We start from the raw sequence: 17,230 nt of genomic DNA, 5'->3' as shown, positions 1-17,230 counted from the left end.
GCTGCGCTCACTGCTCACGAATGGCCCCCTGAACGTCGTACACCTTCAGATCGAGGTGGCGAATGTCGTTCAGCTCCCACTCTGTCAGCATTCGGTGGATGTCGGCCTCCGGCGGGGCCAACACGATGCCGCAGTCACCACCACCGGCACCCGACGATTTGGCTGCGGCCCCGGCCGCGGTGGCGATTTCGCACAGAGCCGTCAGCGCGGGCGTCTCGATCTGCAACCCGGCGTGCCGGGCCAGATCGCCCAGGGCCGTGCGGGCAAGCCGGATGGCGTGCAGAGTGCCTGCGGCATCGCGCCGCTGCAGCGCGTCGACGAGCTGCTCGACGGCCGCGCGACTGTCATCGACGAACTCGCGATACCGGCTCTCGCCGGCAGGCTTGCGGTGCTGCACGCTGCCCACCAGACGCTCGGTCGAGGCCGGCTGTCCGGTCCAGCCCACCAGAAGCCGCAGGCCGGTGGGGGCCGGCAGGCGGTGCACCGACAGCGCCGGCCAGTCCTGGTCGAGAAGCGCAGCGACCCCCTGCGTCTCGGCCTCGCTGCGCACCCACGCGCGGTCGGGGGCACTGTAGGCGATCCAGCCGCCGAAGGCGCTGGCGGCGACATCGCCACCCGAGGCGGCCGGCGAGACGCGCACGGTCGCTATCAGGGCGAGCTTGAAAAGCTGCATCGGCGTGAGCTCGAGGCCGTACAGCCGGTCGAGCGCACGCACCGTGGCGACGGTGACCGCCGCCGACGACCCGAGACCGAACTTGCGCCCCGACACGTCGTCGAGCTGACTGGAGATGCGGATGTCGCAGAACAGGGGCGGGATGCCGCGCGCCGCGGCGAGCTGCTCGACGGCGCCCAGTGCCGAGAGCACGTAGTCATAGGGCGCGTGGTCCTGGTCGAGCACGACGACGCCGTCGTCGCGCGTCCACAGCAGCGGGGCGCGACCGTATTGATCGGAAGAGATGCTGCCGCGGGTGTCGGCCGGTTCGACTTCGACGGTGATGTGGCGGTCGACGGCGACCAGCACCGAGGGCTCCCCCGGCTCGACGACCGCATACTCGCCCGCGATGAACAGCTTGCCGGGCGCCTGCTCGCGGATCATGCCGTCACCTCGACGAGGTGGGCGCCGGCCCCGGCACGGGCGGCGATGAGTCGCTCGCCCGGCATGTCGGCGGTCAGCGCTTCGCGCACGGCATCGACCTCGCCGGCCGGGCAGACGAACACGACATTGGGCCCGGCGTCGGCGGTGGCGTACGCCTGCAGACCCTGCGCCCGCAGGCGGGCGGCGGCGTCGAAGAGGGCCACGCTCTGCGGCGCCAGGTAGCGGATCGGCGGGCGGCATCCCATGATCGCCGCGTGCATGCGCAGCGCGTTGGATTCGGTCACCTCGCCGATCATGCCGATATCACCGGCGGCGAAAGCCTGCTGCATGAGAGCGAGGTCGGCCTCGGCCGCGTGCACCCATGCGTCGGCATACGGCGAAGTGTCGCGGGTGCGACGCATGGCTTCGCGGCTCGAGACAGCCTTGGCTCCGGCATCCACCACGGCGATCACCATGCCGAGGTCGGGACCGTCGACGTGTTCGGCGAACGAGGTGGCATCGTCGAGGCCGGCATGCCAGATGGCCGCTCCCGGGATGATCGAGCGGCACGCCGAGCCCGAGCCGCGGCGAGCCAGCCTGCTCAGCGCCCTCTGGTCGAGGGTGAGGCCGTAGGCGTCGGCGGCTGCGACGGCGAGCGCCGCGAAGCCCGACGCGCTCGAGGCCAGCCCCGCGCCGGTGGGCACGGAGTTGCGCGTGTCGACGCGGGCGCGGGCGTTCGTGCCGGCGAGGGTGCGCACAAGGTCGAGGAAGGCGGTGATGCGGGCGGCGGCCGAGCCGGTGGCCGGTGCTGCGTCGAAGACGATCTGATCGGCCTCGGCGTGCGGGTCGACGACGACGGTGGTCGTGGTCGGAAACACGTCGAGAGTCAGCGAGAGACTGCCGGTGAGGGGCAGGATGAGCGAGTCGTCGCGCTTGCCCCAGTATTTGACGAGGGCGATGTTCGGGTGGGCGACGGCGGTGCTCATGCAGTGGTCTCTTCGGGGCGCAGCATCCATGTGCGCTCGGCGCCGTTCTCGCGCATCGCCGCCGCGATCGTCTCGGCGTTCTGCGCCGTCTCGGCCAGGGCGAGCACGCAGCCGCCGCGCCCGCCGCCGGTGAGCTTGGCGCCCAGGGCGCCCGCGGCCTCGGCAGAGGCGACCAGGCGGTCGAGATGCGGATTGCTGACGGTCAGCTCGCGCAGCAGAGCGTGCACCTGGCTCATCCGCGCGCCGAGCGCGGCACGGTCGTCGCCGGCGAGGTCGTCGACGGCGGCCTGGGTGCACTCCTGGATGCGGGAGAGGATGCCGGCCACCCGGTCGGGTTCGGCCGCCTTCAGCGCGGCGACGCCGGCGACGGCCTCACGGGTGCGGCCGCGCAGCCCGGTGTCGGCGATCACGAACACGCCGCCGAGGGCGGAGGGCAGCTCGCGCGCCTGGCCCGCCTGGAACCACACCGGCGTGTCGGAGACGACAGAGCGGGCATCGAGCCCGCTGGGCGTGCCGTGTGCGACACGCTCGGCGGCCTGGATGAGGGCGAAGCGCTCGGCGGCATCGAGTTCGACGCCGCAGCTGCGTGCCACCGCCGCGGCGATCGCCGCCGCCACCGCCGCGCTCGAGCCGAGCCCCCGTTCGGCGGGGATCTCGCCGTCGATGCGCACCGCACGCCCGGTCGCCGGCGCACCGACGTGGCGCAGCGTCTCGACGATGGCCGTCACGGGTGCCGCCAGCAGCTCGGGGGCGGCGGCGATCGGACCGCGGTAGAGCACCGAGTCGATCCACAGCGGTCGGTCGGTGCGGGTGACGGTGGCGGTCAGCGCGAGGCCGTGAACCGGCAGAGCAATGGCCGGAGCACCGTGCACGACGGCGTGCTCGCCGAGCAGGATCACCTTGGCATGAGCGGTGGCCGTGGCCTCGGCCGGCGCCGCACCGATCGTCGAGGCCGGTCGCGTCGACGGTTCCCAGACGCGACCTGTCACGCCGGCCATGTGTCGTCTCCTGAGGTCTGGAACACGGGCGCGCAGCAGGATCGTGGGCGAGCGTGCGGCGCACGCTGCGGATCCGGCCGCTCTGCTCGCGGGCACGCGTGCGCGTGCCAACGTTCGATTTTATCCATGACCGACCGGTCGTGGCTGTGTCCCGGCCGAGCATCGCCCGACGCCGAAGCGTCGGCGCCGCGACACACTTCGTCACTCTGGGTAAGAGAGCGTCGCACATTTCGCCGGTTCGTCGGCGCGGCTTCTAGCGTTCTGATCACATCGCGCACCACGCGCCCTTCGAGAGGACAGCCATGTCACGCATTCGCCGCACCCTGATCGCCAGCAGCCTGGTCGTTGCCGCGATGGGGATGGCCGGGTGCGCGGCATCCGGAGCCGAAGCCGACGCCGAGCCCGGCGTGCAGAAGGTCGTGGTGGCGACCGGTGCGAATCCCAAGCCGTACACCTATCTCGATGACGACGACCAGCTCACCGGCTACGACATCGAGGTGCTGCGCGCCGTCGACAAGTTGCTGCCTGATGTGTCGTTCGACTTTCAGGTCGCCGAGTTCGACGCGCTTTTCGCGGGCTTGGACTCGGGGCGGTACAACATCGTCGCGAACAACCTGTCGGCCACGGCCGAGCGTCGCGAGAAGTACGACTTCACCGACCCGTACCTGCAGGCGCAGTTCGGCGTCGGGGTTCGGCCCGACAGCGGCCTGACGAACATCACGAAGATCGACGACCTGGCCGGCAAGAAGACCTACGGTCAGGCGGGTCTGAACTTCACCCGCGTGCTCGAGCAGTACAACGACGCGAACCCGGGCCACACCATCGACATCACCTACTCCGAGGCCGATCTGCAGACCCAGTACAAGAACCTCGCCGCCGGCGCCGTCGACTTTCTTTTCACCGAGCGCGTGGTCTTCGACGGCTACGGTGCCGCCAAGCTCGGCCTCACCTTCGTGCCGCTGGACGGCGACTATCTCGAATCGACCTACGGCACGAGCCTGAAGTCGGCGTTCGCGGTCTCACGGCATACCGAGAACGCCACCACCATCGAGTCGGAGATCAACGGCGCGCTGCAGAAGCTGAACGCCGACGGCACGCTGACAAGCCTCAGCGAGAAGTTCTTCGGGCTCGACCTCACGCCCAAGCAGTGACCCGATGGACGACATCGTCGACGTTGGAGCGTTGCTGCGGTACACGCTCGCTCTGATCCCGTACATCCCGGTCACGTTGCTGCTGAGCATCGCGGCCACTGTGCTCGGAGTGATCATCGGCCTCGTCATGGCCCTCATCAAGATGGGGCGCGTGCCGGTGCTCTCGCAGCTGAACGCTGTGCTGGTGTCGTACCTGCGCGGCACGCCGGCCCTGGTGCAGCTGCTGCTGAACGTGAACGCGGCGCCCATCCTCATTCTGTTGAGCAACCGTTGGCTGGGTACCGACTTCGACGCTTTGGCGCTCTCGCCCTTTCTCATCGCGACCTTCACCTTCGCCCTGCACGAAGCGGGGTACGGGTCCGAAACGATCCGCGCCGCGCTGCTGTCGGTCGACAAGCGTGAGATCGAGGCGGCGCACGCGCTGGGCATGACCGGATGGCAGACGCTGCGGCGGGTGATCATCCCGCACGCGGCCGTCGTGGCATTCCCGACGCTGGTCAGCCAGTTCATCGGAATGCTCAAGGCCTCATCGCTGGCGTTCGTGGTGTCGGTCGTCGAGGTCACCGCATATGCGAAGATCCTCGGCGGGCGCGACTACCGCTACTTCGAGGCGTATCTGGCGACGGCGATCATCTACTGGGCGCTGACGGTCGTGATCGAGCAGATCACGGCACGTGTCGAGAAGCGGATGCTGCGACCCCGGCCGACGCGCCGGGTCACGCGGCATCCCTCCCCCGTCGAGGTGGCGGCATGACCGGCGTCAGCGGCCTGCAGGTGACGTTCGGGCAGCGACGCGTGCTCGACGGTCTCGACCTCGAGTTCGCCCCCGGTGCCGTCACCGCTGTGGTCGGGTCATCGGGCGCCGGCAAATCGACGCTCTTGCGCTGCGTGAACCTTCTCGAGCGCCCGCAGGCCGGCTTTATCACGATCGGCGACCTGAGAGTCGACACCACACGAGCCACCGCACGCGAGATCCGCGAGCTGCGTCGGCGCACCGCCATGGTGTTTCAGCAGTTCCACCTCTTCGCCCGCAAGACGGCGACCGAGAACGTCGCCGAAGGTCTACGGGTGGTGCGCGGCATCGACCGCCGCGATGCCGAGCGGCTCGCGCTCGAGCATCTCGACCGGGTCGGGCTGGCCGCCCACGCCGACCAGTACCCGAGTCAGCTCTCGGGCGGGCAACAGCAGCGGGTGGGCATCGCCCGTGCGCTCGCGATGCAGCCCGAGGTGCTGCTGCTGGACGAACCGACCTCGGCCCTGGACCCGGAACTCGTCGGCGAGGTGCTCGCCACGATCCGCAGCATCGCCGAACAGGGTCAGACGATGGTGCTGGTCTCGCACGAGATGCATTTCGTGCGGCAGGTGGCCCAGCGCATCGTGTTCCTCGAAGGCGGCCGGATCATCGACGACGCCGCACCTGCCGAGTTCTTCGGCGCCGCGGCATCCGACCGCACTCGCGGCTTCTTGCGCGAGTACCACCACGCACACGGCACCTACCAGATCTAGGAGTTCGACATGACAGACACGCCCCGCCCGGTACGCAGCCTCGGCTTCGTGCACATCGCCCCGTTCGACCGTGATTCACCCCGCGAGGGGCTCGACAATGCGATCGAGCTGTTCCGCTATGCCGAAGAGCTGGGCCTGGACAGCGGGTGGCTGCGCACCCGCCACCTGCAGCACGGCGTCTCGTCGTCGCCGGTGCTGTTCGGCGCCATCTCGCAGCACACCGAGCGCATCAAGCTGGGCCACGCCGTCATCCCGGTCGGGCACGACAACCCGTTCCGGCTGGCCGAAGACCTGGCCACCGTCGATGTTCTCAGCGGCGGTCGCCTGCAGCCCGGCCTCAGCGTGCATCCGCCGAAGTTCGCCGATGATGTCAACGACATCGTGTTCGACCGCGGATGGCGCGAGCAGGACTACGGGTACGGCCGCATCGAGCTGCTGCGTGAACTGTTGGCGGGGCGCGCCGTGCGCGAGATCCCGCCGTATCAGGGCATCGGCGGCGACTTCGACTCTGACCGTGTCGAACCGCACAGTCCCGGGCTGGCCGACCGCCTCTGGTACGGCGGCGGATCGCTGCGGTCGGCCGAATGGGCGGGGCACGCCGGGCTGAACTGGCTGGTGAGCAACATCAGCACGACCGCCGACGGCGACACGGATTTCGCCCGCGTGCAGCGCGGGCAGATCGATGCCTTCCGCGCGCACCACCCCGCCGGCGAGCAAGCGCACGCCACGGTGGCCCGGGTGGCCGTTCCCACCGACGCTGCCACAGGCTCGCAGCTGCGGCGATACCGGGAGTACGTGCAACGGCGCACCCCGCGCACCAGGCAGATCCAGGGCAAGAACACGATCATCGCGCTCGACATCCTGGGCTCCACCGACGAGATCGTCGAGGTGATCCGGGCCGACGCCGCCTTCCGTGCGGCGGAGGACTACCTGTTCGAGCTGCCGTTCGAGCTCGAACTCGAAGACTGGAAGCACATTCTGCATCAGCTGGCCACCCGGGTCGGCCCGGCCTTGGGTTGGGCGCCGGCTGCCGAGCGCCGTGAGCAGGCAGCATGAGTGTGCAGGTGCGCCGCGCCCGGCCCGAGGAGTTCGAGGAGATCGACCGTGTCATCGACGACGCATATGCACACGACTACGGCCCGCGTGAGCACCACGACGACATGCATCGCTCGGCCGTCCGTGCACGTGACTACGACGTTCTGGTCGCCGTCGACGAGCACGGAGCGGTGGTCGGCAGCGTGACGGTGCGCCGGCGCGGTGGCCCGGTGCTGCACGAAGACTTCGGCGATGACGATGCCGATCTGCGCCTGCTCGGTGTGGCTCCCACCGCTCGGCGGCAGGGAGTGGCTGCCGCCCTGATGCAGCAGGTGATACGGGATGCCGCAGCCGCCGGGTACGCGCATGTGACGCTGAAGACCGGCCCCGACATGCATGGCGCGCACCGGCTGTACGAAGCGCTGGGATTCGAGCGTGCGCCCGAGCACGATGGGCTCTGGATCGGCGGCGAGCGGGTGTTCGATCTGCTCGCCTATCGTTACCGTCTCGGCGCGACCACGCCGGTGCCGCAGCCGGCGCGCAGCGGCGTGGCGGAATGACGTGACCGCTCAGGCTGTCGGCGCCTGCGCCCGCACGCCGGAGGACGCTGTCAGTCGTGCGCCGACGCGACGCGACGCGCGGAAGGCCAGCCAGGCGAGGGGATGCCGGCTGCCCTTGCGGTAGACACGGTGCGGCACATGCGCGTCTTGCGGGCGCGTATAGCCGGCGGCCGCGCACACGCTCGGCAGGATCGCCCGCGCTGCCGCGCGATAGCCCGCGTCGGAGGGGTGCAGATGGTCGTGCGTCGAGAACATCTCCTCGGGAGTCCGGCGAAACAGCGGTCCGAGCGTGTCGGCGAGCGAGACCGTCCGGCCGCCGGCGCGCAGCACCACTATCGCCTGACCGGTCGCGGTCAGGCGGCTCGACCAGTGCGCGAAGAACCGCAGCGGCTGCGAGAACGTCTGCACGGTTCCCAGGTCGGGGCACGTCGCCACCACCACCTGCACTCCGCGCCGGCGCAGTTCCCGCACGGTCTCTGACAGCGGCCACAGCGCATCGGTGAGCCGTTTGAGCCGCATCACATCGTTTGCCCCGATGACGATGACGACCACGTCGAGCGCCGGCTGCTCGTCGAGAAGCGTCGCGAGCTGTGCGATCAGCGCCGTCGCCTCGGCGCCCACCTCTCCGACGTTCGTCAGTTCGACCGGGCGATTGGCCGCGTCGGCCAGGCCCATCGCCAGCAGCGTGCCCGGCGTCTGTTCGGGATCGAAAGCTCCGTAGCCGACAGCCAGCGAGTCGCCCATCATCCCGAGCTGCAGCGGTGTTCCGGGACGGTGCACGCCGAATCTTCCACTGCGCGGCTTGATCGGACCCAGGCGCGTGGGCGCGAGTCGCTCGCGCGCGAAAAGTCCCTCGGCGGTCGTGATCGCCGCGACCGCCGCGAGAAGACCGGCGGCGGCGCCCAGAACCATCGTCACGGCGCGCACGAGGCGCAACACTGCCGTCGGTGCCCGGCGGCGCTCGGAATCGGCGCGGGGCTGCGGCATCCTGCGACCCGGCCACGTGCGTTGTGTGCCCATCTTCTGCCCCCGAGGCCAGGCTATGCCCCGCTCGGCCCGCGCGGGCTGTGCCACCGATATCGCCGCGATCAGCCCACCCCGCCGAACAGCGTGCCGACGGCGAAGGTGGCGGCCAGCGCCAGCGCGCCCCCGATGACGGTGCGTACGACCGATCGCCAGCGCACGGCTCCGCCGATCCACGCGGCGACGTGGCCGGTGACAGCGAGCGCGAGCAGCACCGCGACGAAGGTCCACGCGACCCGCACCGCGGGTGGCGTGAGCAGGATCGTCAGCACGGGCAGCATCGCGCCGACCGTGAACGACACTGCCGAGGCAAGCGCGGCATGCCACGGGCTGACCACGTCGTCTTGGTCGATGTTCAGTTCCATCGACAGATGTGCCCGCAGAGCGTTCTTCTCGGTCAGCTCCCTCGCCACCGTGCGCGCGGTCTCGTGCGACAGCCCCTCCTGTTCGTACAGCCCCACGAGCTCTTCGAATTCGGCCTCGGGGTCATCGGCGAGCTCCCCGCGCTCCTTCGCGATCAGCGCCCGCTCGGTGTCACGCTGGCTGGAGACCGAGACGTATTCCCCGAGCGCCATGGAGATGGCCCCGCCCACGAGGGCGGCCGCGCCGGCGAGAAAGACCGGGCCTACGGCATCCGTCGCCCCGGCCACCCCGACCGCGACAGCGGCCGTCGAGACGATGCCGTCATTCGCGCCGAGCACACCCGCGCGCAGCCAATTGAGTCGCTGTGCCAGGCCCGGGGCGTGCGGCTCGTCGGCATGGCCGCGCCCAGAAGTGTCCGTCACCCGACCAATCTATTGCGGGGGATGCTATTGCGGGTCTATTGCGGGGGATGCTGTTGCGGGTCTATTGCGGGGGATGCTGTTGCGGGAGGATGCCGCGGGGCGGCGCCGCGGCGATGAACGGTCGCCGCGCGGTCGCGGCATTGTTCGTTCAGTCGTCACATATGACCACTTTTCGGGCAGTCAGGCGGCCATTCGTGACGACTGAATTCGCCGCACGCCGTGTCAGCGCCATACGCCGCGATGAGCGCGCCCCCGGCACAATGCTCACGGTCCCGGCTCCCAGCGCAGGATGTCGCCGGGCTGGCATTCGAGCACGCGACAGATGGCGTCGAGGGTGGTGAAGCGCACGGCCTTGGCGCGCCCGTTCTTGAGCACCGACACGTTCACCGCCGTGATGCCGATGGCCGCGGCGAGCTCGTTCACGCTCATCTTCTTGCGCGCGAGCTGCACATCGAGGTCGATGATGATGGGCATCACACGACCTCCGACATGTCCTGCTCGAGCTGCACGGCCTGGCGCAGCAGCTCGCGCAGGACGACGACGACCAGCGCGATGCCCAGGCCGACGATGATCGCCAGGATGCCGCCGATCAGCGCCACCGGCGTTCCGGCGCCCGCCCGGTCGATGAGGATCATGCCTGCGACCACGAGCACGACTGCCACCAGTACCGCGATGATGATGGCATCGACCCACCGGAACGCCGCGGGTCGGAAGATGCTGTCTTCAGCGACCATCGACAGCAACCGCCACACGCATACGAGCATCACCTCGACACACACCAGCAGCAGCACGGTGAGCACGACTCCCGGCACCTGCAGGCCCGCGAACTCGGGGGCATCATGCGCGACGTCGCCCGCGAGCACAGGCAGCAGCACGATCTGACAGACCAGCAGCGCCGCGAACAACACGACGATGAGCGCCTTCGTGAGGATGACGGCCACATCGCGCATGATGATCCCTATCGTCTCTCGAGCGTTATCTATCGAGAAACGATAGCCTATGCTTTCGCGCCGCGCATCCCGTTCTGCGGAGTCGCGCCGCCTACGCGGTGGCGTCCATGATGTGCACGACCGTCACCTCGATCTGAGCATCGGGATGCCGCGGCTCCAGCAGAGCCCGCACGGCGTCGTGCACGGCACGAACCGTCTGCGGCGCGCCCTGCGCGGCGTGCACGCCGATGGCCACGCGCACGCGCAGCTCGCCCCCGGATTCGTCGATCGCCACCAGCGAGGGCGACCGACCCAGCAACTCGGCGCCGGCGTCGAGAAGGTTCGCCGCCAGCGACCCCGGCCGATACAGCGTGATGACACCGGTGACGGCCCGCGCAGCCGCCTCGACGGCCGCTGCGAGCACCGCGCTGTCTTCCGTGGTCATCCTTCGTCCTCCTCGTCGGCCGCCGGCACGATGAGCTGCACGTCGTGGATCCTGATGTCGATTCCGGTGACGTTCAACTCGGTGTGCACCGCCAGTCGCCGTGCTATCTCGTCGCGCAGCCGATCGGCCAGCCGTGGAAGCGGCTCGCCGTACGGCACGCTGGCATCGATCTCGATGCGCACCGGCGCACCGGGGGTCGTCACATCGCCGTTGAGGCGACAGCGTCCGATGAGCACCCCTGGAATCGCGTTTTCGGCTGCCCGCACGAGTCCGCGCACAGCGCCTTCGGTGAGAGCGATCTCGGCACCCGGGGCCGGCGGGGTGAGGGGAATGCGTCGCCCGGCCCGGGCGTCCAGGGCGATGCCGCTGAGGATCTTCTGCACCCAGCTCTCGTCGGCAGCCGGCTCGGCCGCGGCATCCGCTGCCATCAGCTCAGGTGTCAGCGAGTGCAGCCGTTCGAGCGCCTCGAGCGCGAGCTGGCAGCCGGCGGACTGCTCGATGGACGGATCGGACGGCGAGCGACCGGCCTCGAGATAGTCGGTGAGTTCCTCGATGGTGTGGCCGTCGAGGTCGCCGGGCTCCACGCCCAGCCGTCGGGGATCCGGACGTTCTGCGGTCATCGCCACTCCTCCATCCGGATGATGATGTACTTTCTCGCCCGAGCCAGCAGGCCGCGCACCGTCGAGAGCGGAAGCTCGAGCTGCTCGGCGATCTCGTCGTACGGGTATCCGGCGATCTCGCGCAGCACCCAGCACTGCCGCTGCTCGTCGGGCAACTCCTGCAGCACGAGACGCAACGCCTCGACTCCAGCATGCGTCTCGGCGATGCGTGCGGGAGAGGCGTGCGCGGGCGCCGGATGATCCAGATCATCGATGTCGCTCTGCGGGCGTGAGGCACGGATGCGGTCGACGGCCTTACGGCTCACGATGCGCATCAGCCAGCTCTTGACCTTGGCCGGGTCATCCAGTTCAGGCAGCCGCTGCCATGCCGTCACGAATGCCTCTTGCACGACATCATCCACGTCGGCGGAGGCATTCAGGATGCGGCGACTGTACGCCCGCATCATGGGTGTGTACCTGCGCACCAGCACCCCGAACGCGGCCATGTCGCCGTCGGCGGCGCGGCCGGCGACGATGAAGTCATCCGCGCGCTCGAGAGCGCTCGGAAATCGGTCACCGGTCATCCCCCTGACCTCTGCATGCGATCCCGCTCTCCCCGGGGGGACAAGGGCGGCTCATGATCGCCGCCTCGTCCCCCGCATCCCTCACGAGAACACCCCCGGTCGGGGGTTCTGTGCGATCTTCTCATTCGCTGGCGCGGCGCCCGACGATGAGCCCGTAGATCAGCAGCACTATCAGCGGCCCGCCGATCGCCAACAGCCACGTCGAGAGGCTGAAGAACGACTGCAGATCGACGTGGAAGATGAGCCCGCCCAGCCATCCGCCGAGCATCGCACCGATGACGCCGAGGATGAGAGTGACGAACCAACCGCCGGGCTGTTTGCCCGGAATGATGAGCTTGGCGATCGCCCCCGCGATCAGACCGAGCAGAAGAAAGCTGAAGAACCCCATGGGGTGCCCCTTTCGTTGATGGTCGAGGCCTCCGGTGCCCGGAAGCCGTGTCGTGATGGCTCAGCCGCCGATCCTGTTCCTTTCGTTCGTCTTCGTTCCCGCTATCGCACGCGGGCAGCCGATCGCAGGCCGTCCACCCTCCGGCGGTCGGCCAGATGCACCGCCACCGGCACCCTGACACCCGCGAGCCGGTCCCAGTCGTGCACGACGTCTTCGACGGCAGCCAGAAGCCGTGCGAGATCCGCTCCCCGTCGCGGTCGCACCGTCAGTGCTATCGCGGGGGCCCGCCTGACCCGGTACACCTCCACGGTCGCCGACAGCACGTCGGCGCGCGCGCTGAGTTGTTCGGTCAGTATCGTGGCGGCGATGCCACGGTCTACCGAGGTGCGTCCTTGGCCGGTGACCTGCCGCAGCACCGTGCGCGTCTTTCCCCGCCCGCGCGTGGCGAGGAACACGGCCAGCAGTGCCACAACCACCACCAGCGCAGCCACGACGACGACCTCGGCGCCCGAGACGGTGCCGCCTCCGGGCAGCGCCATGCGCCATGCGCGGGCGCGGGATGCCGCATCCGCAACCCCCCTCGTCGCGCCGGCGATCATCGGCTCTGCCCCTGTGGGCCGTATGCCGGCGAGCATCGCACTCGCGCCGATCACGAAGAGCAGGATGCCCGCCGCAAGCAGCACCGCGCGATTGAGGACGCGGTTCGTGGCGTTCATGCCACGACCGCCCGGTGGTCGACGAGCACTCGCGACGTCACCGCGAAGCCCGCCGCCGCGATGGCCTGCTTCGCCGACTCTGCGGCAATGTCACGGTGCACCCGCACACCGCTGAGCGGAACCACCCGCACGGTGGCAGACCGCGGCCGCACGCTGACCGAGACGCGGTCGGAGCTCAGCCCGCACGCGGCGGCGACCGCGTCGGCCGAGGCATCGGCCAGCACGCCGTCGTCGGCGGACAGCGCGACGCGCCCCGTCATGCGGGTGTGGCGTGCCCGCCGCCCGGGCAGCACGGCCATGGCGATCAGCAGCAGTGAGAGCAGCACGGCCACGACCCCGATCGCCGTCACAACGGCCCGATCGCCGCCGAGCTGCGACAGCGACCCGACCAGGCGGTCGACACGTTCGCGCACGGCCGGATCTGCCCAGCACCACATCGCCAGCACGATCCCGGCGGCGCCGAGAACACTGGCTGCGGCAGCCACGACCACTGCGGCGCCGGTGCGGGGCGAATACCGTTGGCGGCGCAGCACCCGTCGGTACACGGCCGATTCGGCAGTCATCGCACCCTCCGCGCCGGCATCATGCGTACACCTGCGTAGCGCACGTCGACGGCGCCGACGGCGCGGCCGCTCAGCGTCTTCATTCCCGCGATCACGTGATTGCGCACGAGTGCGCCCTGCTCGAAGATCGGTGTTGCGGGGCGTGCGCCCACCAGAAGCGGCACGGTGACCGAGACCCGCAGCGCACCGGCGGCGTCGGCCAGTGACACCTCGATGTCGCGGACGCGGGCGGATGCGGCATCCCGCACCATTCCCGTCACCAGATGCTCGAGCGCCCGCGCGCTGATGGTCGTTCTGCCGGGAACGAGCCGGTCGACCGAGGTCATGACGACGAGCGCCGTCCGCGGAACGCATCGGCCACGGCCCGCACATCCAGTCGGCCATCGACGATGCGGCCGATTCCGGCGCCGACGAGCATGGCGACCGCGACCAGCACGAACGCCCAGAACCCGAGCACGACCCAGGCGATGGCCAGTACCGCCCCCGCCGCCGCACCGACCGAGGCGGTCGTCATCGGACTCGCGCCTCGGGCTGCTCATCGTCGTCGTCCGAGGGAATGTGCACGTCGTTGACCGTCACGTTCACTTCGGTGACCTCCATGCCGACGAGATCTTCCATGGCGCGGTAGATCGCCTGACGCACATCGTCCGCGACTTTCTGCAACGACACCGGGTACTCGGCGACGATCGTCACGTCGACGGCGACCTGCTCTTCGCCGACGTCGACACTGATGCCCTGGCCGAGATCGGTCGTGTTCAGCGCTTCGCGGATCGCCCCGACCATGCGAGCAGCACCGCCGCCGAGCGCGTAGACGCCGCTCACTTCGCGGGCGGCGATGCCCGCGATCTTCGTGACCACGGCGTCTTCGATGGTCGTCTTGCCGCCCAGGGCCCCGCTGTTCTCGCCGGGTGCAGCACTCGGCCGCGTTCCCGCCTGTGTCGCTGCGCCTGCCTGCACCCGGCTGTCTGCGTTCGCCATCATGATCTCCTTCGCGTCGGTACCCCGTGCCCTGAAGCTACGAGGCTTCACGGTCGGCTCACTGATCAGACGCGCGCACCGGCGAAAATGTCACAGATCGGCTTCGGCGCCGCCGCAGGCGTGCTCACACCGGGTCGTACGCGCCGCTGCGAAGGTCGTCGAGCCAGCTCGGCCGTGACGGCGCCCAGCCGAACAGCTCACGGGTGACTTCGGCGGATGCCGGGCCGTCGGCCGACCAGAATCCACCGAGGAATCCGAGGTATCGGCCGACATCGGACTGATCGACCGAGATCGCCGGCACATCGAGTCGCGAGGCTATCGTCTCGGCGACCTGCCGGATCTGCACGCCCTGTTCGGCGACCGCATGCACGACCGCGCCGGCCGGCGCCGATTCGACGGCACGGCGGAACAGCTCCGCGGCGTCGTCGCGGTGCACGGCCGGCCACCGGTTGGCTCCCTCCCCGACATACACCGAGACACCGGCCTTCTTCGCCGCGTTGACGGCGGTCGCGGTGAACCCGTTGTCGCCCCGCCCATGCGTGGCTGGGGGCAGGCGGACGACGCTCGAGCGGATGCCGCGCTCGGCCAGCGTGAGCACGTGCCGGGCGGTGGCGGCACGGTCGCTGCCGCCGCTGACCGGTCCGGGCTGCTCGTGTGAGAAGCGCCCGTCCGCCTCGGTCGCGATGACGCCGGGGGTAAGACCCAGCACACCGAGAATGCCCGACGCGACCACAAGGGCCTTTCCGGTTCCGGCCAGGCGTTCGGTGAACACATCGATGACGGCGCGGTCATCGTGCGCGGCCCCGGCATAGTCCCCGGCGAAAGCGACATCATGTTTGAAGGCCAAGTGGATGACCGCATCGGCCGATGCGGTCGCATCGCCCACGAGGTCGTGATCGTCGAGCGTGCCGGGCACGACATCCGCTCCGAGCGAGCGTGCCCGTGCGGCCGAGCGATCGGTGCGGGCCAGTGCCGCGACGGTGTGACCGTGGGCGATGAGTTCAGGGACGAGAGCTGAGCCCACCCATCCCGACGCCCCTGTGATGAAGATGTGCATGGGTCCCTCCTGTTTGGGGTCGAGGTCCCATTATTGGTACACTCGTTCAACAAATGCAAGGGGGCGGGGCATGGCCGGCAGACCCGTGAATCAGCAACGGCGCGATGAGCTTCTCGACGCTGTCGTCGCCTACACGGTCGACCACGGCCTCGCAGCCCTGACCTGGCGGCCGCTGGCGGGGGCCCTCGGTGTCACGCCGACCACCCTCGTGCACCGCTTCGGCAGCAAGGAACGGATGATCCAGGCGGTGCAGCGGCGGCTGCGCGAACGCATTCTCGACGAGACGGCGGCTTCAGACGACGGCGACGCGGATCCGTCGGCCATGGCGCGGCGGATATGGCGGCGCGTCTCTGATCCCAGCCGCGAGGCCGAGTTCCGCCTCTTCTTCGCCGTATACGGGCAGGCTCTGCAGACGCCTGATGTCTTCGGGGACTTTCTCGACCACGTCATCGCCGACCCGCTTGAGGCGTTCGCCTCGCCGGCAGAAGGTGAACGCGGCGCGACGCTTGTGATCGCGATGCTGCGCGGATTGCTCCTCGACCTTCTCACCACCGGCGACCGCGAGCGCGTCGAGGCCGCGGCAGAGGCGTACTTCGCGTCTCAGGCCGACGCGCCACCGATCGAGGCTGCGAAGAAGAGTGGGGTCGCTCAGCCCCCTCGCGAGCGACCCCACAGGTGAAGAACCCGACCCCCCAGAGTCGGGACTCGACAATGAGACGTGCGCGCAGCGCGATCCGTCACAAAACGACGCCTCGCTGGGAGTTCGGATGGTCGACGCGCACCCATACGTCGTCGTCGCGCCGCCACACAATGCGCTCCCCCTCCCACTCACGCACGGTGTCGGTCAGCCACACGGTGACATCTGGGCCCCAGCCCGCGACCACGCTCGCATACTCGTCGTCGATCGGGATCGCCCGGGTGGCGGCGTGCACGTATCCGAACGCACTCAGGTGCACGGCATCCCACTCCTGCGCCACGCGCTGCCAATCGGGGATCAGCCATCGCCCGTCGCGCCCGGTGGTGCGATACCAGTCGTGACGGCGCGACGCCGTGACCTCGAGCGGGAACCGTCGGCACAGCTGCGCCCAGTCTTCTGCCCGGTGGATCTCATGGGTGCGGCCGACACCGCGCACGGGAATGGCCGTGGCGATATTCCAGCCCGGTGAGTCCTCGACGTGCCGCAGGCCCACTGGCTCTCGGGCATCCGTCACTCCTGTTGTCGGGACCAGACCGCCCGGTGTCGACCACCACGTTCCCGACCAGTTCGCGGTCGGCTCACGCGGTCGCTCGCGCTCGGCCCGTCGCTCTTCGGCGAGCGTCTCGCGCTTCCATTTCTGCAGTGCAGATGCCGGGTTGCGCTCGAGCGACGCTGAATCGCCGGGATCGCGCCATTCGATCGCCCATTGTTCGGTGCGGCGATCGGCCGTCCACCACGCGGGTGGATGCTGCGCAACAGCCTCGGCGAGGGGACGAAGCGCGTCGACCACCTCGGGAAGAGCCGCGAGCACGTCCTCACCCGACGGCTCCTGCCAGTACCGCGCCCCGTCGACCGAGGCGGCCAACGCCGCATCGAGGTCGGCGAGAGCGATCGAGTCGGGCGCGACGCGCTGCACAGCGCGCACGAGGTCTTCAACCCTGCCGGCGGGCGGTGGCTCACCCACCTCTTCGCCGATCATGAGACGAACGACCGACGTGCCCTTACCGGGATCGAGTTCATACGAGAGGTCGAAGGCGAGCTGCCGCACCCGCTGGTCGCTACGCGAGGCCAGCTCGAGGCACAGCGCACGGCCGCGAGGCCCCTGCAGCAGCTCTCGCGCGTCGATCATGCCGCGAGTGTAGCGGGGTGGGCAGA

At 69.6% G+C, this 17,230-nt stretch carries 24 protein-coding genes; 6 read left to right on the top strand and 18 right to left on the bottom strand.

Annotated elements, in window-relative coordinates:
* Positions 1–7: 7 nt before the first annotated feature.
* Genes ET475_RS11180 through mvk form a run of 3 tightly spaced genes read right to left on the bottom strand, consistent with a single transcriptional unit; the run spans position 8 to position 3,059 of the window.
* Complete coding sequence (locus ET475_RS11180; RefSeq protein WP_129390006.1) at positions 8–1,096, bottom strand: phosphomevalonate kinase; 1,089 nt, start codon at positions 1,094–1,096, stop codon at positions 8–10.
* Positions 1,093–2,061 (bottom strand): diphosphomevalonate decarboxylase, encoded by a 969-nt coding sequence (gene mvaD, locus ET475_RS11175; RefSeq protein WP_129390004.1) that lies wholly within the window; start codon positions 2,059–2,061, stop codon positions 1,093–1,095. Before mvaD ends, ET475_RS11180 begins: the two co-directional genes overlap by 4 nt.
* Complete coding sequence (gene mvk / locus ET475_RS11170) at positions 2,058–3,059, bottom strand: mevalonate kinase (protein WP_129390001.1); 1,002 nt, start codon at positions 3,057–3,059, stop codon at positions 2,058–2,060. The genes mvaD and mvk overlap by 4 nt, the downstream gene beginning before the upstream one ends.
* 302 nt (positions 3,060–3,361) lie before the next feature.
* On the opposite strand from mvk, the gene ET475_RS11165 reads away from it, so the two are divergent.
* The 5 genes from ET475_RS11165 to ET475_RS11145 are packed head-to-tail and all read left to right on the top strand — an operon-like array spanning position 3,362 to position 7,311.
* The gene (locus ET475_RS11165) at positions 3,362–4,210 is read left to right on the top strand and encodes a transporter substrate-binding domain-containing protein (RefSeq protein ID WP_129389998.1); all 849 of its coding nucleotides are present in this window, start codon (positions 3,362–3,364) and stop codon (positions 4,208–4,210) included.
* Positions 4,211–4,214: 4 nt separating this feature from the next.
* The gene (locus tag ET475_RS11160) at positions 4,215–4,964 is read left to right on the top strand and encodes an amino acid ABC transporter permease (RefSeq protein ID WP_129389995.1); all 750 of its coding nucleotides are present in this window, start codon (positions 4,215–4,217) and stop codon (positions 4,962–4,964) included.
* Entirely contained in the window at positions 4,961–5,716 is a 756-nt protein-coding gene (locus ET475_RS11155; RefSeq protein ID WP_129389992.1) for an amino acid ABC transporter ATP-binding protein, read from the top strand. Before ET475_RS11160 ends, ET475_RS11155 begins: the two co-directional genes overlap by 4 nt.
* 9 nt (positions 5,717–5,725) lie before the next feature.
* On the top strand, positions 5,726–6,772 hold the full coding sequence (locus ET475_RS11150; RefSeq protein WP_129389989.1) for an LLM class flavin-dependent oxidoreductase: 1,047 nt from the start codon (positions 5,726–5,728) through the stop codon (positions 6,770–6,772).
* The gene (locus ET475_RS11145; RefSeq protein ID WP_129389987.1) at positions 6,769–7,311 is read left to right on the top strand and encodes a GNAT family N-acetyltransferase; all 543 of its coding nucleotides are present in this window, start codon (positions 6,769–6,771) and stop codon (positions 7,309–7,311) included. Before ET475_RS11150 ends, ET475_RS11145 begins: the two co-directional genes overlap by 4 nt.
* A gap of 9 nt (positions 7,312–7,320) precedes the next feature.
* Here ET475_RS11145 and ET475_RS11140 read toward each other — a convergent pair whose 3' ends face one another.
* The 14 genes from ET475_RS11140 to ET475_RS11075 all read right to left on the bottom strand — a co-directional run bounded on the left by ET475_RS11140 (position 7,321) and on the right by ET475_RS11075 (position 15,378).
* Positions 7,321–8,298, bottom strand: a complete 978-nt coding sequence (locus ET475_RS11140) for an SGNH/GDSL hydrolase family protein (RefSeq protein WP_165310885.1) — start codon at positions 8,296–8,298, stop codon at positions 7,321–7,323.
* A gap of 101 nt (positions 8,299–8,399) precedes the next feature.
* The gene (locus tag ET475_RS11135) at positions 8,400–9,119 is read right to left on the bottom strand and encodes a VIT1/CCC1 transporter family protein (RefSeq protein WP_129389980.1); all 720 of its coding nucleotides are present in this window, start codon (positions 9,117–9,119) and stop codon (positions 8,400–8,402) included.
* Positions 9,120–9,383: 264 nt separating this feature from the next.
* On the bottom strand, positions 9,384–9,593 hold the full coding sequence (locus ET475_RS11130; RefSeq protein WP_129389976.1) for a helix-turn-helix domain-containing protein: 210 nt from the start codon (positions 9,591–9,593) through the stop codon (positions 9,384–9,386).
* Complete coding sequence (locus ET475_RS11125; RefSeq protein WP_129389973.1) at positions 9,593–10,069, bottom strand: DUF2975 domain-containing protein; 477 nt, start codon at positions 10,067–10,069, stop codon at positions 9,593–9,595. The genes ET475_RS11130 and ET475_RS11125 overlap by 1 nt, the downstream gene beginning before the upstream one ends.
* A 91-nt stretch (positions 10,070–10,160) precedes the next feature.
* Entirely contained in the window at positions 10,161–10,493 is a 333-nt protein-coding gene (locus ET475_RS11120; protein ID WP_129389970.1) for a hypothetical protein, read from the bottom strand.
* Complete coding sequence (locus tag ET475_RS11115) at positions 10,490–11,113, bottom strand: Asp23/Gls24 family envelope stress response protein (protein ID WP_129389967.1); 624 nt, start codon at positions 11,111–11,113, stop codon at positions 10,490–10,492. The genes ET475_RS11120 and ET475_RS11115 overlap by 4 nt, the downstream gene beginning before the upstream one ends.
* Positions 11,110–11,676 (bottom strand): RNA polymerase sigma factor, encoded by a 567-nt coding sequence (locus ET475_RS11110; protein WP_129389964.1) that lies wholly within the window; start codon positions 11,674–11,676, stop codon positions 11,110–11,112. Before ET475_RS11110 ends, ET475_RS11115 begins: the two co-directional genes overlap by 4 nt.
* A gap of 121 nt (positions 11,677–11,797) precedes the next feature.
* Complete coding sequence (locus ET475_RS11105; protein ID WP_129389961.1) at positions 11,798–12,064, bottom strand: GlsB/YeaQ/YmgE family stress response membrane protein; 267 nt, start codon at positions 12,062–12,064, stop codon at positions 11,798–11,800.
* 101 nt (positions 12,065–12,165) lie between these two features.
* Entirely contained in the window at positions 12,166–12,780 is a 615-nt protein-coding gene (locus ET475_RS11100; RefSeq protein ID WP_129389957.1) for a hypothetical protein, read from the bottom strand.
* Positions 12,777–13,343, bottom strand: coding sequence for a hypothetical protein (locus tag ET475_RS11095; RefSeq protein WP_129389954.1), 567 nt, complete (start codon positions 13,341–13,343; stop codon positions 12,777–12,779). Before ET475_RS11095 ends, ET475_RS11100 begins: the two co-directional genes overlap by 4 nt.
* On the bottom strand, positions 13,340–13,669 hold the full coding sequence (locus ET475_RS11090; RefSeq protein WP_129389951.1) for a hypothetical protein: 330 nt from the start codon (positions 13,667–13,669) through the stop codon (positions 13,340–13,342). The genes ET475_RS11095 and ET475_RS11090 overlap by 4 nt, the downstream gene beginning before the upstream one ends.
* On the bottom strand, positions 13,666–13,857 hold the full coding sequence (locus tag ET475_RS11085; protein ID WP_129389948.1) for a DUF2273 domain-containing protein: 192 nt from the start codon (positions 13,855–13,857) through the stop codon (positions 13,666–13,668). Before ET475_RS11085 ends, ET475_RS11090 begins: the two co-directional genes overlap by 4 nt.
* Positions 13,854–14,324, bottom strand: coding sequence for an Asp23/Gls24 family envelope stress response protein (locus ET475_RS11080; RefSeq protein WP_422879912.1), 471 nt, complete (start codon positions 14,322–14,324; stop codon positions 13,854–13,856). Before ET475_RS11080 ends, ET475_RS11085 begins: the two co-directional genes overlap by 4 nt.
* A 121-nt stretch (positions 14,325–14,445) precedes the next feature.
* Entirely contained in the window at positions 14,446–15,378 is a 933-nt protein-coding gene (locus tag ET475_RS11075) for an SDR family oxidoreductase (RefSeq protein ID WP_129389942.1), read from the bottom strand.
* A 70-nt stretch (positions 15,379–15,448) separates the two neighbouring features.
* On the opposite strand from ET475_RS11075, the gene ET475_RS11070 reads away from it, so the two are divergent.
* On the top strand, positions 15,449–16,057 hold the full coding sequence (locus ET475_RS11070; RefSeq protein ID WP_129389939.1) for a TetR/AcrR family transcriptional regulator: 609 nt from the start codon (positions 15,449–15,451) through the stop codon (positions 16,055–16,057).
* A gap of 58 nt (positions 16,058–16,115) precedes the next feature.
* On the opposite strand, the gene ET475_RS11065 is transcribed toward ET475_RS11070, so the two are convergent.
* Positions 16,116–17,204 carry a hypothetical protein gene (locus ET475_RS11065; RefSeq protein WP_207205339.1) on the bottom strand — a complete coding sequence of 363 codons (1,089 nt, stop codon included), beginning with the start codon at positions 17,202–17,204 and terminating at the stop codon, positions 16,116–16,118.
* Positions 17,205–17,230 lie beyond the last annotated feature (26 nt).

Origin of the sequence: Microbacterium protaetiae (assembly GCF_004135285.1) — a bacterium.
GTDB lineage: Bacteria > Actinomycetota > Actinomycetes > Actinomycetales > Microbacteriaceae > Microbacterium > Microbacterium protaetiae.
The sequence above is the reverse complement of the archived record's forward strand: the minus strand, read 5'-3'. Positions and strand labels throughout refer to the sequence as shown.